Source organism: Pseudomonas sp. Tul2A7 (assembly GCF_054790505.1).
In genome coordinates, this window is sequence record NZ_CP186499.1 from 3,663,636 (window position 1) to 3,678,212 (window position 14,577).

A 14,577-nucleotide genomic window follows, 5' to 3' on the forward strand; every position below is an offset into this window, starting at 1 on the left:
GGGAGAGGGTTAGGGTGAGGGCTATTGACGGAACGGCGCAAAATTCACGTTAGTCCCCGCCGGACGCATGTCCTGCAGATACGAATCCTTGTCTGCACTCAACTCCAGGCTCAACGCCGCTTTACGCTTGCCTTCGTTGCGGATCACCAGCCCTTCAAGCTTTTCACGCAGGAACACCGTCGGCACTTTCAGATGCAGCAGTTCGTCAGTGGCCGGCGTGTGCATCAGCAAGTGAATCCACTCGTACTGACCGATGGCCAGACGCGAGACCGGCAGGTCGAACCACCAGATGTTGCGGTTGCGGTTCAGTTCGGCGAAGTGGCAGTTGTTGGTGCCGAGCACGGCACCGCCCAGTTCCTTGTTGCGTCGGGCGATGGCCTGCGTTTTATCGAGTTTCATAACATTCCTGCGGGATCAGTTCCTGGCGCTTGGCGCCCATATGTTGCGCATTCTCGGGGCTACGCACACAAACATAAAGCCCAACCTGCACGCCGCGACGAAATGAACCCCTGAAAATAAATGAAACTTGGCGCAAACCCGGCCAGTCAATCATTACGTACTGACTTTTCCCCCTAATTGCACCAAGGAGAAACACCATGAGTAGCACAGGCGATAAAGTAAAAGGCATGGCCAACGAAGCGGTCGGCAACGTCAAGCAAGGCGTCGGTAAAGCCACCGACAACACCAAGCTGCAAGCCGAAGGCAAGATTCAAGAGAAAAAAGGCGAAGCCCAGCAAGCGGTCGGCAAAGCCAAGGACGCGGTCAAAAAAGGCGTCGACAAGGCGTAATCCAGCCTTGAACGAAAGACACGAACGGCCATCCAAGGATGGCCGTTTTTGTGTCAAAAGCCTGCGACGACCCGACGAGGTTCGCCAAACAGGCTACCGTGATGTAAAAAACGGCCCCTGAGTCGCCACGACTTCAACCTGTATTGCGGCGAAAGGAGACGCGAATGATTTTTCCAGACATGAAAGGTCTGCCCTTGCACCGGGTGATGGTGCGCACGGTCACTGAATTTGTCGACGACGAGATGTCGACCTACGCCTCGGCACTGGCCTACCAGATGCTGTTCTCGCTGTTCCCGTTCATTCTGTTTCTGATCGCCCTGATCGGTTTCCTGCACCTGCCGGACTTCTTCTCCTGGCTGCGTCTGCAATCGGAACTGGTCCTGCCTCCGCAGGCGCTGGAGCAGGTCAATCCGGTGATCGACCAGTTGCAGCAGTCCAAGGGTGGCCTGCTTTCCGTCGGTATTGTCATTGCCCTGTATACCGCATCCGCCGGTGTGCGCTTGATGATGAGCGCGATGAACGCCGCATACGACGTGGTTGAAGGGCGACCGGTCTGGAAGCGTTTCCCGCTGTCGATTTTCTACACCGTCGGCATTGCCGGCATGCTGCTGGTGGCCGCCGCGCTGATGGTGCTCGGGCCGCAGGTGATGGGCTGGATTGCCGCGCAGGTGGGGCTGGAAGACTTCATCGTCACCGTGTGGACGATTGCGCGCTGGCCGGTGATCGTGATTCTGATGATGGTCGCCGTGGCACTGATTTACTACGTGATGCCCGACGTCAAACAGGAATTCCGCTTCATCACGCCCGGTTCGGTCCTGGCGGTGGTGGTGTGGATCATCGCTTCGTTGGGGTTCGCCTTCTACGTAAAAACCTTCGCCAACTACAACGCAATGTATGGCAGCATCGGGGCGATCATCGTGCTGCTGCTGTACTTCTACATTTCCGCTGCGGTGCTGTTGCTCGGCGCGGAGATGAATGCGGTGATCGAACACATGTCCAGCGAGGGCAAGGATTCGGGTGAAAAAGTCCCCGGCGAACTTGATGAACATCCCAAACAACACGTCTCGGGCCTGGGCCGCGATCATTCGCTCAAGCCGGACACTGACGAAGTCTGATCATGATCCGTGAAATTCTGAAAATGGGCGACGAGCGCCTGCTGCGCATCGCCCCGCCAGTGCCGGCGGAAATGTTCGACAGCCCCGAGCTGTGGCAACTGATCGACGATATGTTCCAGACCATGGAAAGCGTCGGTGGCGTTGGCCTGGCTGCGCCGCAGATCGGTGTCGATCTGCAACTGGTGATCTTTGGTTTCGAACACAGCGAACGTTACCCGGACGCTGAAGCCGTGCCGCAGACAATCCTGATCAATCCGCTGATCACGCCGTTGAGTCCGTTGACGGAAGAGGGCTTTGAAGGGTGTCTGTCGGTGCCGGGTTTGCGTGGCGCGGTGGAGCGTTATCAGCAGATTCGCTATGAGGGGTTTGATCCGAAGGGTGAGCCGATTGTGCGCACTGCGTCGGGCTTCCACGCACGTGTTGTGCAGCACGAATGCGATCACCTGATCGGCCGGTTGTACCCGTCGCGGATCACCGACTTCAGCAAGTTCGGTTTCACTGAAGTGATGTTCCCGGATCTCGATCCCACCGCCGACGACTGATCCCCGAGAACACCACTACCCCCTGTAGGAGTGAGCCTGCTCGCGATAGCGGTCTGTCAGTGACATTTTCGGTGACTGACATACCGCTATCGCGAGCAGGCTCACTCCTACAAGGTTTTGCGTCAGATTGAAGGGGCCAGCTCCATCGCAATCATCGGCTTGCTCCGCGCATACCGGCTCAATCGCTCTGCCATCGCTTGCGGCAGCGCCGGGTCGAACGTAAACCCGCGTCGCTCATAAAACTCACGCAAATCAGGATGGCAGAACAGCCACACCGGCTCGCTCACATCCTGCACCGCCGCCGCGATCAGCTGCGCGGCAACGCCCTGTTCACGACACCCCGGATCCACAAACAGCCCGGTCAACCATTGCCCGCCGGACACTGGCCGCAAGCACAACGCGCCCACAATCTCTCCGCGCCGCGCCACCCATAACTGTGCCTCGCGAACAGCTTTCATCGACGATTGGTGGCTGCGGTAAAACTTGTTCATCAACGGCCATAACGACTCGTCGAGCAGGCTGTATTGGGTGTCGGGCATGGGATCGGACTGTCGGCGTGAAAAGCGCCGATTATAAAAGAACGCACGGCTCTGGATAGGTGTATACCTGACCTCACATCCCCTGTGAGTGGAGTACGCATCATGTCCAAAGGTATGGATTCAAAGAAAGCTGCGAAGAAGAAACCGGCCAAGACCGCGATTGAAAAACGCGCAGAGAAAAAAGCCAAGAAAGTCGACATCTTCGGCCATTGATCACGCCTTTCCGGAGCCCGGTTCTCGGGCTCCAACCTGCACCCGAAAATAATCTGCAAGATTGCACCGCGTCGTTGCACAGAAGGGGATGAATCCCGTTCCGAGCAACGCCATGCCCCATTACTTCGACGCCGCCCATCGTCAACAGATCGAAACCCTGCGCCAACGCTTTACCGCCCGCACTGAATGGCCAACCTGGCTGTTGCTGATCGGCGTCTATGGCGGCTGGTTCGCCATTGTTCTCAATAGTCAGTGGCTCGGTCGTGGCTTGAGCACGTTGCTGCTGATTCCGCTGCTGGTGCTGTGGTTGTCGGTGCAGCACGAGTTGCTGCACGGGCATCCGACCCGCTGGACCTTGCTCAACAAAATCCTCGGCTACGCGCCATTCGCCGTGTGGTATCCGTACACGCTGTATCGCGACAGCCATTTGTTGCATCACCGCGATGAGCATCTGACCGTGCCCGGCGTCGATCCGGAAAGCCGTTACCTGACCCGCGCTGGCTGGCAAGGCAGTTCGCTGTTCGAACGCAGCCTGCACTGGTTGAACAAAACCGTGCTCGGGCGCTTTGTGATCGGTGCACCGCTGGCGCTGATGGCGCTGGCCAAAGAAGAGTTGCTGCGGCTGAAAAACGGCGAGCGCCAGGCCTGGTTAATGTGGCTGACCCATGGCGTGTTCACGTTGCTGGTGCTGTGGTTTGTCGCCCGATTCAGTGTGCTGCCGGTGTGGCATTACCTGTTGCTGATCAGCGTGCCGGCGCTGTCGATCGCAATGATCCGCTCCTACTATGAACATCGCCCACACGCGCAACCGGAGCAGCGCACCGTGTTGAACGAAGCCGGTTGGCCGTGGCGCTGGTTGTTCCTGAATCTGAATTTTCATCTGGTGCATCACGACTTGCCGAAGCTGGCGTGGTACGACTTGCCGACGGTTTACCGGATGCATCGCGAGCAATGGATCGCGCGCAGTGGCGGGTTTCTGGTGCAAGGGTATGGCGAGTTCTGGCGGCGCCATGGCTTCAAGCCGATCGACAGCCCCGAGCATCCCTTCCACTGACCCAAGACCACCACAAAACCCTGTAGGAGTGAGCCTGCTCGCGATAGCGGTGTGTCAGGCGCCGAAGATGTCACTGATGCACCGCTATCGCGAGCAGGCTCGCTCCCACATTGGATATTTGTAACTCGGGAAAAATGTGTATGACCCAACACCACACCGAACTTCTGATGTACGTCGCCCCCGAGCCCATCCGCGCGGCGAATGAGCGCTGGATTGCGCGCATTCTCGAACGCTTGGGGCGGTCGAGGCTTGATGCGCAAAAGCTTTCTCTACCCGAACTCTGGTTATCCCCCGATCTACTGCTCACACAAACCTGCGGCTACCCGCTGATGACTGCATTGCGCGGACAAGTGCGCATCGTCGGCCGCCCGCGCTACGAACTCCCCGACGCCAGCGCCGGCAAACATTGCAGCCTGATCCTCGGCCGCGCTGACGACCCACGCAAAACCTTGGCGGAGTTCCGCGCCAGTCGCGGGGTGATCAACAGTGAGGACTCCAACAGCGGCATGAACCTGCTGCGTCAGCGCTTGGCGCCGTTGCAGCAGGACGGACAATTCTTTGCCTCGGTCGGCATCAGCGGCGGCCATCGCGAGAGCCTGCGCTGGTTGCGCGAAAACCGCGCCGATCTGGCCGCCATCGACAGCGTCACCTACGCCTATCTGTTGCAACATGCGCCGGAAGAAGTCCGTGCCTTGCGGGTGATTGCGCGCAGTGCCCTGAGCCCGACCCTGCCGTTCATTACTGTCGCCAGCGCCACGGATGAGCAGGTAGAGACGTTGCGGCGGATGATGAATCTGACTTTGCGCGAACTGCCCGAGGTCGCGCAGACCTTGGGGTTGCCTGAGGTGCTTGGTGCCAGCGAAAGCGATTATCAGATCCTGCTCGACTATCAGCGTGAGGCTGAAGAATGGGGCTATAGCCACTTACGCTAAAAGATCGCAGCCTTCGGCAGCTCCTACATCGAATGCGTACACCTGTAGGAGCTGCCGAAGGCTGCGATCTTTAGTTTTATATTCTCTAATGGAATATAAAAATGAAATTTAAATATTATTAAAGAATAAGGCGCCTTGCTACGATCGCGCCACCGGAACACCGGACATTCAGCGACCCCTAACCAGGAGCCCCTATGTCCGGCGCCGAGCTTTCCCATCGCAACACCGTGGACGATCTGTTTCGCGCTCACTATCGCTGGCTCTGTGCTTACCTGCGCGGTCATCTGCACGACGCGGCCGGCAGCGAAGACATCGCCGCCGAAACCTTCGCGCAATTGCTTGAAGCCCCGGCGCTGAGGGCCATCCGCGAACCCCGCGCCTTGCTGACGACCATCGCTCAACGCTTGCTCTATCAACGCTGGCGGCGTGGTGATCTGGAGCGTCGTCATCGCCAGCAGCTTGCTGTCGATTACGCCGTCTCGCCTGAAGACCTGGCCACGCTATCGCAAACCCTCAACCGCCTCGATCACAGCTTGCAACGCTTGCCCGACAAGGTCCGCACGACGTTTCTGCTCGCCCGCATCGATGGCCTGACTTACTCGCAAATCGCTGCCGAACTGGGCATCTCCCAGCGCTCGGTCAGCGAGTACATGAACCGTTCCCAAGCGCTGTGCGATCGCCACAGCGCCAACCAATTCCTGCAAGACAAGAGGTCCGCATGAGATCGATCAAAACCCTGCTCGGCACTTCGCTGCTGGCGTTGAGCCTGAGTGTCGGCACTGTTTCGGCGGCGGAAAAAACCGCGCCGATCCACTTCGGTGACATCACTTGGGAAAGCGGCAGTTTCATCACCGAAGTGCTGCGCCTGATCGTTGAGAAAGGCTACGGTTACCCGACCGACACCTTGCCCGGCAGCACGGTCAGCCTGGAGGCTGCACTGGCGAAAAATGATATCCAGGTGATCGGCGAGGAATGGGCCGGGCGCAGTCCGGCGTGGGTCAAAGCGGCTGCCGAGGGCAAGGTGTTCGGTTTGGGCGACACGGTCAAAGGGGCCACCGAAGGCTGGTGGGTGCCGGAGTATGTGATCAAGGGTGACCCCGAGCGCGGCATCAAAGCGTTGGCGCCGGAGTTGAAGTCGGTGGCCGATCTGCCGCGCTACAAAGACGTGTTCCGCGACCCGGAAGATCCGTCTCGCGGACGCTTCCTCAACAGCCCGACCGGTTGGACCTCGGAGATCGTCAACAGTCAGAAGCTCAAGGCCTATGCGCTGAACGACAGCTTCGTGAATTTCCGCACCGGTTCCGGCGCGGCACTGGATGCCGAGGTGGCGTCGTCGATCAAACGCGGTAAACCAGTGCTGTTCTACTACTGGTCGCCGACGCCGCTGCTGGGGCGATTCAAACTGGTGAAACTGGAAGAACCGCCGTTCGATGCCGAGGCCTGGAAGACCTTGGCCGATGCCAATAATCCGAATCCCAAAGGCACCCGTTCGATGCCGGCGAGCCTGGCGATTGGCGTGTCGGCACCGTTCAAGGCGCAGTATCCGGAGCTGGTGACGTTCTTTGAAAAGGTCGATTTGCCGATTGATCTGTTGAACCAGACTTTGGCGGGGATGAGTGAAAAACGTTTGCAGCCGAGGTTGGTGGCGCAGGCGTTCTTGCGTGATCAGCCGCAGGTCTGGAAGCCTTGGGTGCCTGCTGAGGTGGCGACCAAAGTGACTGGAAGTCTGTAAGTCGTTTCTGTTTTTTTTGTAGTGCTTCCTATGGCGCCTTCGCGAGCAGGCTCGCTCCCACATTGGAATGCGTTTCTCCTGTGGGAGCGAGCTTGCTCGCGAAAACGTCCGCCCCGCCAACAATTCTCCCCGCGCTGAACCGTTTCTTGTGCAAAAAGTGCCAGATACTGGCCGACTAGTGGCCTTGCGCAGGTCTTTGCACTGGCTATGCTTCCCGTAACTAACTATGTCGACCGTCATGTCAAAACATGGCGGATGCACAGGGTTGGTCCGTGAATTCATGCTGCCAGAGTGCGCAACCCGAGGCACCGACACTGAACCAACAAGGAGCGTCGCTTACATGGAAGTTCTTCAACGCGTTAGGGCTGGCCCGCGTGCGGGCTATCAAGAGAAGGATGTCTTGATTAGAGCGTCGCTGCATGGACGCTCCGATTGATCATCATTTATCACCTGACAACTTCCTCCCGTGGAGGAATGCGTGTGCCTGTTCTGTGGAACGTAGTGGTGGATCGTGAAAGAACTGAACTTTCATCAAATCAAAAGTCCGCGCGGAAGGTGATACAACCATGTTCAACCTACATCACAAGGCTGACCTGCAGCAGATCGAGCGATTCAGCTGCGCCTTGACCGAGGCCAACGCCAAGCTGGAAGCGATCAGCCGTTCGATGGCAATGATCGAGTTCACCCCTGAGGGCATCGTTCTGGATGCCAATGAAAACTTCTGCAAGACCATGGGCTACAGCGCCGATGAAGTGCGTGGCAAACATCATCGGGTGTTTTGTGAAGAGGCTTTCTATCGCAGCGAGGAGTACGCCAAATTGTGGCGTGACCTGGCGCGCGGTGAGCCGATCAGCGGGACTTTCCTGCGCTTGAACAAGGCCGGCAGGGAAGTCTGGCTCGAAGCCAGTTACATGCCGGTATATGGCCCGGACAAGCAAGTCCAGAGCGTGATCAAAGTGGCTGCCGACATCACCGCTCGGGTGAATAAAGAACACGAAGAAGAAAGCATGCTGGCGGCAATCAGTCGCTCCATGGCGGTGATCGAGTTCACCCCGGAAGGCAATGTCATTACCGCCAACGACAACTTCCTGAAGACCATGCAGTACTCGCTCAACGAAATCGTCGGCCATCATCACAGCCTGTTCTGCCATCGCGCCGAAGCCGAGTCCTCGCAATACAAGGCATTCTGGGCCTCGCTCAATCGCGGCGAATATCACTCGCATCGTTTCGAACGCAAGAACAAATCCGGGCAGATGGTTTACCTCGAAGCGTCGTACAACCCCCTGTTCGATGCCAAGGGCCGCTTGTACAAAGTGGTCAAGTTCGCCAGCGACATCACCCATCAAATGACCACGTTGCAGAACGCTGCGGAATCGGCCCATAGCACTTCGGTACAAAACGACGCCTGCGCGCAAAAAGGCTCACAGGTCGTGCAGCAAACCGTGCAGATCATTCAGGACATTTCCCGCGACCTCAACGAAGCAGCGGCGAGTATCGATGCGGTGAGCAAACAGTCAGACATCATCGGCACCATCGTTCAGACCATTCGCGGCATTGCCGATCAGACCAACTTGCTGGCGCTCAATGCTGCCATCGAAGCGGCGCGGGCCGGGGAACACGGGCGCGGTTTTGCGGTGGTCGCGGATGAGGTGCGCAGCCTCGCGGCGCGAACCAGTCAGGCAACCCTGGAGATTGTCGATGTGGTACGCAAGAACCATGACCTGTCGCTGAGTGCGGTGTCGAGCATGCAGTCGAGCCTGAGTCGTACCGGGCTTGGCGTGGAGCTGGCGAATGAAGCGGGGGAGGTGATTCTGGAGATTCAGCAGGGCTCGCGGCATGTGGTGGATGCGATCAGCCAGTTCAATGAAACCCTGCAACTGAACTGATCTTTCCTGAACACACAAAAAACTGTGGGAGCGAGCCTGCTCGCGAAGGCGGCGGAACATTCAACATCAGTGTTGACGGGTTCACCGCCTTCGCGAGCAGGCTCGCTCCCACATTTGATTTCGGGTGACTTGAAGATCACAGCGCAGCGAGAAACTTGTCCGCCTGCTTGTCACTGTCCTTCACGTCGTTGTCTTTCTCCGCCTGCGCCAGCTTCATCTTGTCCTGCAAGCGCTCGGCGATCTCTTTGCCGACGGCCAGTTGTTTCTCCGGCGGCATGGCTTTGATGTCATCTTCGGTCAGCCCCATCGACTGCAGGATACTGTCGCGCAGACGCTGTTCCGGCGTCTTGCTCATGTAGTCCTTGAATTCATCGGTGGCGGATGTTGCCGAGGCCGTGGTGGCATCGGTGGCTTGCAGGTTGACGCGGGTCTTGGCGAACGCTTCGTCGACGTTGTCGCTGATGCGCGTGGCTTCGCTGACTTGCTGGGTGGCGATCTGCGTGGCCGAGTCCTGCACCTTGGCGGTGGCTTCGGCGGTTTGCGCCTGGGTCTGGTTTTGCAGGGTTTGCAGCATGGCGCCGTGCAGGCCACCTTGCAGACCGGCCGCAGCGGTGGACGTCGCATCGTCATTCAGCGCTTTTGGCAGATGAATGATTTGCTGTTGTTTGGCACTGATCAACATGATGTGTGGACCTGTAGGTAATTGCTGACTGGCGTAGCGGAGCAATTACCGTGCCTTCTGAATAAATCCTTTTATTTCAAAAGGTTGATCGTCGGTCAGGCGTTCGCGGCGGTCATCCCTTGCCGATAAGCGGCAGAGGATGACCGTTGCCACCTTCAGCGATGGGCAATGTTCTCCAGTGCCAGATTGCGTGTGCGCGGGCCGAACCAGCCGATGGTCAGCATCACGATCAGCATACTGCTGACGATGAACGCCAACACTCCGGGTGTGCCGAAGTTGTCGAGAAACAGACCGATCAACAGACTGCTGAACACCGTCGACAAACGACTGAACGAATAGCAGAAACCCACCGCGCGGGCGCGAATGTTGGTCGGGAACAGTTCGCTCTGGTACGAGTGATAACTGAAGCTCAACCAGGCGTTGCAGAAGGTGATCATCACCCCGCAGAAGATCAGCCCGAACGCGCTGGTCTGCAAGGCGAACAAGGTGCCGAAGGTCATCGCGCCGAGGGCCGAACCGACGATCTGCCACTTGTTCTCGAAACGGTTGGCGAATTTCACGAACAGCAACGGCCCGAGCGGGTAGGCGAGGGTGATGATGAACGCATACATCAAACTGTGGGTGACGCTGACGCCCTGGCCGGACAGCAGCGCCGGCAGCCAGTTGCCGAAACCGAAAAAACCGATGGCCTGGAAAATGTGGAAAACGATCAGCATCAAGGCGCGACGGCGATACGGCGGTTGCCAGATATCGGCGAAACGACCCTTGCCTTCGACGTCGACCGGTACGGCTTCGGGGGCGTCCAGCGGTTTACCGTGATCTTTCTCGCAACGGGCCTCGATAGTGTCGAGAATTTGGTTGGCCTCATCAAAGCGGCCATGCTGCGCGAGCCAGCGTGGCGATTCCGGCAGACGCTTGCGCAGCCACCAGATAAACAGTGCAAACACTGCGCTCGCCAACACCACCCAGCGCCAGCCGGATACGCCGAATGGCGCTTGCGGCACCAGCCACCACGACATCAGCGCCACGGCCGGCACCGAGAGGAACTGTATGAAAAACGCGAAGGCAAAGGCCGAGCTGCGCATGCGTTTGGGCACCAGTTCCGAGAGGTAGGCGTCGATGGTCACCAGTTCGATACCCAGACCGATGCCGACCAGAAAGCGCATGCAGATGATGCCCAGCGCCGAACTCTGAATGCCCATCAACACCGTCGCCAGCGTGTACCAGACCAGGGCGAAGGTGAAGATCGCGCGGCGGCCAAAGCGATCGGCCAACGGGCTGAGCAGGCTGGCGCCAAGGAACAGGCCGAGGAACGTCGCCGAAGCAAACGCCGCTTGATCGGAGAAGCCGAACACGCCCTGATTGCCGGTGGCGAAGATGCCGTCGCGAATCAGCCCGGGGCTGATGTAGGCGGTCTGGAACAGATCGTAGAGTTCGAAAAATCCACCGATCGACAGCAGCGCCACCAGCCGCCAGATTGTCGCGACCGCCGGAAGGCGATCGATGCGGGCGGACACCTGAGCGGCGCGGATCGGGTCGATGCCGTCGCTTTGGGCGGCGGCGGGGGCGTGTGCAGTCATGGGCTGATCCATTTTTTATTGATGGAAAAGCTTAGCCTGCTATCGGAGTTCGTGGATTGTGAATATCGGCGGTTTACACAGATAAACCGCTGATTTCTTGCAATATCTGCTTACGAATTAACGATTTATGCCGCGGCCGACGAATCCGCTAGCGCCGAGGCAGGCAAGCCGAAGATCCGGTCAAACAGCCAGTTGAAGGCAAACGTGTAGCACGGGATGAAAATGATCAACGCCAGATCGAGTAGAAACGCCTGCACCAGACTGATGTTCATCCACCACGCGATCAACGGAATCAGGAACACGATCAGCGTCAGTTGAAAGCCGACGGCGTGCGCAATGCGTCGTTTCACCGTGCGGGTGCGCGATTGCTGGCGGCTTTCCCAGTGCTCGAACAGCGAGGTGTAAATGAAATTCCATGTTACGGCGATGGTGGTAATGATCACCGCCAGCGGCCCGGTGCTGCCCGGTGAGGTGCCGGACAACAGCGCCAGGCCGAGGGCGGAGAAGGTCATGCCGATCACTTCGTAGAGCGACACATAGACCAGTTTGCGTTTGACGCCTTGCATGGGAATTTGCCTCTTTCTTGCCGTTTGTTGGCCAGTGGGACTGGCGAAGGCGGCGAAAGATAGCTTCAATAGGGCTGACAGAAAAAGTCAGCTACTTTCAGTTCTGGTGATAGGTGTGCGAAGTGAATTTCAACAGCGACAGCATTGAGCTGTTTCTTGCCGTGATCGAACGCGGCTCGTTTTCGGCCGCGGCGCGTGCGTTAGGTCGGGTTCCTTCGGCCGTCAGCATGAGCATTGGCAACCTTGAGGCCGAACTGGGTTATCTGCTGTTCGATCGCAGCCATCGCGAACCGCAACCGACGGCGATGGCGTTGTCGTTGGTGCCGCATGCGCGGCTGATTGCCGAGCAGCTCAAGCAGTTGCAAGTGCATGCCGTGGAATTGTCGTTGGGGTTGGAGAGCAAGTTGTCGATCGGCGTGGTCGCGGACATCGACCGGCGCCGTTTGCTGGCGGCGATCAAGCTGATCGCCGAGCGTCATCCGCTGCTCGATATCGAAGTGCTGACCGCGCCGCAGGATGATGTGCTGGCGATGCTGCACAGCGGCCGGGTCAGCGTGTGCCTGGCGTTCGCCGGGTTGAGCATGAATGTGCTGGAGCGTTTTCAGTTTGTCGGCAGCGAACGGATGATCGCTACGCTGGCGGCGGACAGTCCGCTGTTGCAGGGACAGGATGTGTTTCTCGAAGACCTGGTGCATGTGCGGCAGATCATCGTCGCCAGTCGCGACTTGCCGATCAGTGAAACGCGGCCGTTGGTGGCGGAGTCGTATTGGCGCACCGACAGTCTTGAGACGGCGATGGAAATGGTTGAGGCGGGGTTGGGTTGGGGCAACTTCCCGCTGTCGGTGGTGCAGTCGCGGATCGAGTCCGGGCGATTGAAACGGCTGAATTTCCGCAACATAGAAAACGGTCTGGTGATGCCGGTGCATGCGGTGTGGCTCAAGAGCCAGCCATTGCAAAAGGGCGCACTGGCCCTGGTTGACCTGCTCAGCCACTGAACATTGCGCAGATCCCCTGTAGGAGTGAGCCTGCTCGCGATAGCGGAGTGTCATTCAACACATGCATCGCCTGACACACCGCTATCGCGAGCAGGCTCACTCCTACAGGGATTGTGTTTCAGCCCTGCATTTGTGAAGGATCAGGTACTTTCGCGGATCTTCAGTTCAAAGCCCATGTCTTCAACCGGCCGCGCCACGCTGTTACCCGCCATCAACGTCAGCATCTGCTCCGCCGCGCGCCGACCGATCGCTTCACGCGGGGTGTTGATGCTGCTCAGGCGCGGCACCATGTGCTCGGACATCGGCAAGTCGTTGAAACCGAGAATCGCCACCTGCTCGGGAATCCTGATGCCGTGGCGCAGCGCCTCCAGCAACGCACCTTGCGCCAGGTCATCGTTACCGAAGAAGATCGCATCAACATCCGGATGCGCCGCCAGCAACTGCAAAAACAGTTCCCCGCCCAAGCCCACCGATGAAGAGCGAGGCGTCAGCACTTCCAGATCCGGGTCATAACGCCCGGCCTTCTGCAGCGCTTTGCGAAAACCCTCGCCACGCAGCAACGTGCGCTGATCGAGTTGCGCGCCAATGTATGCCAGACGCTTACGCCCACGGGAGAGCAAATGCTCAGCCGCCGTCTCGCCAGCACTGAGCTGCGAGAACCCGACGCAATTCACCCCGGCGGCACTGTCCAGTTCCATCATGTACACGCAGGGGATGTTGCTCGCCTCGATCATCCGTCGCGAACTTTCGGTGCGGTCAAAACCGGTCAGCAAGAAACCACGTGGCTGATAGGCCATGTAGTTGCGCAGCAGGTTTTCTTCTTCATCGCGCGAGTAATGGAAGTTACCGATCAGCACTTCGAAGCCTTTGGGTGTGAGCACCCGATGAATGGCTTCCAGCGTATCGATGAACAGCAAGTTGGATAACGAAGGCACCAGAACCACCACCGAATGGCTCTGCGCCGAGGCCAACGCTCGGGCAGCGGGGTTCACTACGTAGTTGAGTTCGAGGGCAGCTTTCTGCACTTTTTCCACCAGTTCCGTGGCGACGGTGCTGACACCGCGCAAGGCGCGGGAGGCGGTAATCGGGCTGACACCGGCCAGGCGGGCAACTTCATTCAGGGTGGGACGGCCGGTGGTGCGAGTGTTTTTATCGTTTTTAGGGGAGGTCATCGGGCGGCTTGCCAAACAAAAATCAAGGCACTAAGGTAGCGCTGTCCTGATGCAGCTGTAAATGCGTAAGCGAGGTCCTGCCTGATCTTCGCTTTTTGGCGTTGGGAACAAACCTGCTGCAACCCAAAAAAACGACAAGAAGGCGTCGGCAACTTCTGCCTGTGCACTAGAGTCATAGCTAGCAAAGGTAGCGCTGTCTGCGCGCTGAGGTGTTATATGAGTCATCCCATCACCGCCCTGGTCATCATGGGCGTTGCCGGTTGCGGCAAGACGTGCGTCAGCGAGGCCCTGTGCCAATTGAGCGGCGCCACTGCCATTGAAGGCGATACTTTCCATCCGGCCGCGAACATCGAAAAGATGAGCGCGGGGATCCCCCTGAACGACGACGACCGTGCCGGCTGGCTCGACAGCCTGTGCGATGAACTGCGTCGCGTCGATGCGCTGGGCAAACGCCCGGTGCTGACCTGCTCGGCCCTTAAACACAGTTATCGCGAAGTGTTGCGCAGTGCCTTGCCGGGCCTGGGCTTCGTGTTTCTTGAATTGACCCCTGAAGTTGCCGCTGAGCGTGTGTCCCATCGTCCGGGCCACTTCATGCCGGCCACGCTGATCGAAAGCCAGTTCGCCACCCTCGAATCGCCGAAGGGCGAGCCGTTGACCCTGGCCCTGAATGCCTCGATCCACAGCGTTGAAGAACTGGCGTCCCAGGCTCACGTCTGGTGGCAGGCCAACGGTCTGAAACAGGCGGTATGAGTGTGTTGAAAGAGATAGCGCTGTCCTCCCG

General features: G+C 58.5%; 15 protein-coding genes and 2 pseudogenes. 11 read left to right on the plus strand and 6 right to left on the minus strand.

Going from position 1 to position 14,577, the window contains the following annotated elements; all coding sequences use genetic code 11:
- Positions 1-21 precede the first annotated feature (21 nt).
- On the minus strand, positions 22-399 hold the full coding sequence (locus ACOYXJ_RS16425) for a hypothetical protein (protein ID WP_007917843.1): 378 nt from the start codon (positions 397-399) through the stop codon (positions 22-24).
- A gap of 197 nt (positions 400-596) precedes the next feature.
- Between ACOYXJ_RS16425 and ACOYXJ_RS16430 the strand changes: the two genes are divergently transcribed.
- The 3 genes from ACOYXJ_RS16430 to def all read left to right on the plus strand — a co-directional run bounded on the left by ACOYXJ_RS16430 (position 597) and on the right by def (position 2,445).
- The gene (locus tag ACOYXJ_RS16430; protein WP_008082339.1) at positions 597-788 is read left to right on the plus strand and encodes a CsbD family protein; all 192 of its coding nucleotides are present in this window, start codon (positions 597-599) and stop codon (positions 786-788) included.
- 164 nt (positions 789-952) lie between these two features.
- Positions 953-1,903: a YihY/virulence factor BrkB family protein gene (locus tag ACOYXJ_RS16435; protein ID WP_223027455.1), complete on the plus strand. Its 951-nt coding sequence runs from the start codon at positions 953-955 to the stop codon at positions 1,901-1,903.
- Positions 1,904-1,905: 2 nt separating this feature from the next.
- Positions 1,906-2,445: a peptide deformylase gene (gene def, locus ACOYXJ_RS16440; RefSeq protein WP_095121269.1), complete on the plus strand. Its 540-nt coding sequence runs from the start codon at positions 1,906-1,908 to the stop codon at positions 2,443-2,445.
- A 122-nt stretch (positions 2,446-2,567) separates the two neighbouring features.
- Here def and ACOYXJ_RS16445 read toward each other — a convergent pair whose 3' ends face one another.
- On the minus strand, positions 2,568-2,984 hold the full coding sequence (locus tag ACOYXJ_RS16445; protein ID WP_150795760.1) for a GNAT family N-acetyltransferase: 417 nt from the start codon (positions 2,982-2,984) through the stop codon (positions 2,568-2,570).
- Between the two features lie 325 nt (positions 2,985-3,309).
- Here ACOYXJ_RS16445 and ACOYXJ_RS16450 point away from each other — a divergent pair, with 325 nt between their 5' ends.
- From ACOYXJ_RS16450 to ACOYXJ_RS16475, 6 genes and pseudogenes are all read left to right on the plus strand, one after another.
- Positions 3,310-4,251 carry a fatty acid desaturase gene (locus ACOYXJ_RS16450; protein ID WP_460372966.1) on the plus strand — a complete coding sequence of 314 codons (942 nt, stop codon included), beginning with the start codon at positions 3,310-3,312 and terminating at the stop codon, positions 4,249-4,251.
- Positions 4,252-4,391: 140 nt separating this feature from the next.
- Positions 4,392-5,183: a phosphate/phosphite/phosphonate ABC transporter substrate-binding protein gene (locus tag ACOYXJ_RS16455; protein ID WP_150795762.1), complete on the plus strand. Its 792-nt coding sequence runs from the start codon at positions 4,392-4,394 to the stop codon at positions 5,181-5,183.
- Between the two features lie 194 nt (positions 5,184-5,377).
- The gene (locus ACOYXJ_RS16460; RefSeq protein ID WP_460370474.1) at positions 5,378-5,905 is read left to right on the plus strand and encodes a sigma-70 family RNA polymerase sigma factor; all 528 of its coding nucleotides are present in this window, start codon (positions 5,378-5,380) and stop codon (positions 5,903-5,905) included.
- The gene (locus tag ACOYXJ_RS16465; RefSeq protein ID WP_460370477.1) at positions 5,902-6,915 is read left to right on the plus strand and encodes an ABC transporter substrate-binding protein; all 1,014 of its coding nucleotides are present in this window, start codon (positions 5,902-5,904) and stop codon (positions 6,913-6,915) included. Before ACOYXJ_RS16460 ends, ACOYXJ_RS16465 begins: the two co-directional genes overlap by 4 nt.
- A gap of 671 nt (positions 6,916-7,586) precedes the next feature.
- Positions 7,587-8,210 (plus strand): annotated as a pseudogene (locus ACOYXJ_RS16470) (PAS domain-containing protein); the annotation flags it as partial.
- Positions 8,211-8,375: 165 nt separating this feature from the next.
- Positions 8,376-8,801, plus strand: a pseudogene (locus tag ACOYXJ_RS16475) (methyl-accepting chemotaxis protein); the annotation flags it as partial.
- Positions 8,802-8,937: 136 nt separating this feature from the next.
- Here the strand turns inward: ACOYXJ_RS16475 and ACOYXJ_RS16480 are convergent.
- The 3 genes from ACOYXJ_RS16480 to ACOYXJ_RS16490 form a co-directional block, all read right to left on the minus strand.
- Positions 8,938-9,483, minus strand: a complete 546-nt coding sequence (locus ACOYXJ_RS16480) for a hypothetical protein (RefSeq protein ID WP_150795183.1) — start codon at positions 9,481-9,483, stop codon at positions 8,938-8,940.
- Positions 9,484-9,638: 155 nt separating this feature from the next.
- Positions 9,639-11,063 carry an MFS transporter gene (locus ACOYXJ_RS16485; RefSeq protein ID WP_460370479.1) on the minus strand — a complete coding sequence of 475 codons (1,425 nt, stop codon included), beginning with the start codon at positions 11,061-11,063 and terminating at the stop codon, positions 9,639-9,641.
- A gap of 125 nt (positions 11,064-11,188) precedes the next feature.
- The gene (locus tag ACOYXJ_RS16490) at positions 11,189-11,629 is read right to left on the minus strand and encodes a PACE efflux transporter (protein WP_460370481.1); all 441 of its coding nucleotides are present in this window, start codon (positions 11,627-11,629) and stop codon (positions 11,189-11,191) included.
- Positions 11,630-11,751: 122 nt separating this feature from the next.
- Here ACOYXJ_RS16490 and ACOYXJ_RS16495 point away from each other — a divergent pair, with 122 nt between their 5' ends.
- On the plus strand, positions 11,752-12,624 hold the full coding sequence (locus ACOYXJ_RS16495) for a LysR family transcriptional regulator (protein ID WP_150731247.1): 873 nt from the start codon (positions 11,752-11,754) through the stop codon (positions 12,622-12,624).
- A gap of 140 nt (positions 12,625-12,764) precedes the next feature.
- Here the strand turns inward: ACOYXJ_RS16495 and gntR are convergent, their stop codons facing one another.
- On the minus strand, positions 12,765-13,796 hold the full coding sequence (gene gntR, locus ACOYXJ_RS16500) for an HTH-type transcriptional regulator GntR (protein ID WP_102900893.1): 1,032 nt from the start codon (positions 13,794-13,796) through the stop codon (positions 12,765-12,767).
- A gap of 216 nt (positions 13,797-14,012) precedes the next feature.
- Here gntR and ACOYXJ_RS16505 point away from each other — a divergent pair, with 216 nt between their 5' ends.
- Positions 14,013-14,546, plus strand: coding sequence for a gluconokinase (locus ACOYXJ_RS16505; RefSeq protein ID WP_158959174.1), 534 nt, complete (start codon positions 14,013-14,015; stop codon positions 14,544-14,546).
- Positions 14,547-14,577: the final 31 nt, after the last annotated feature.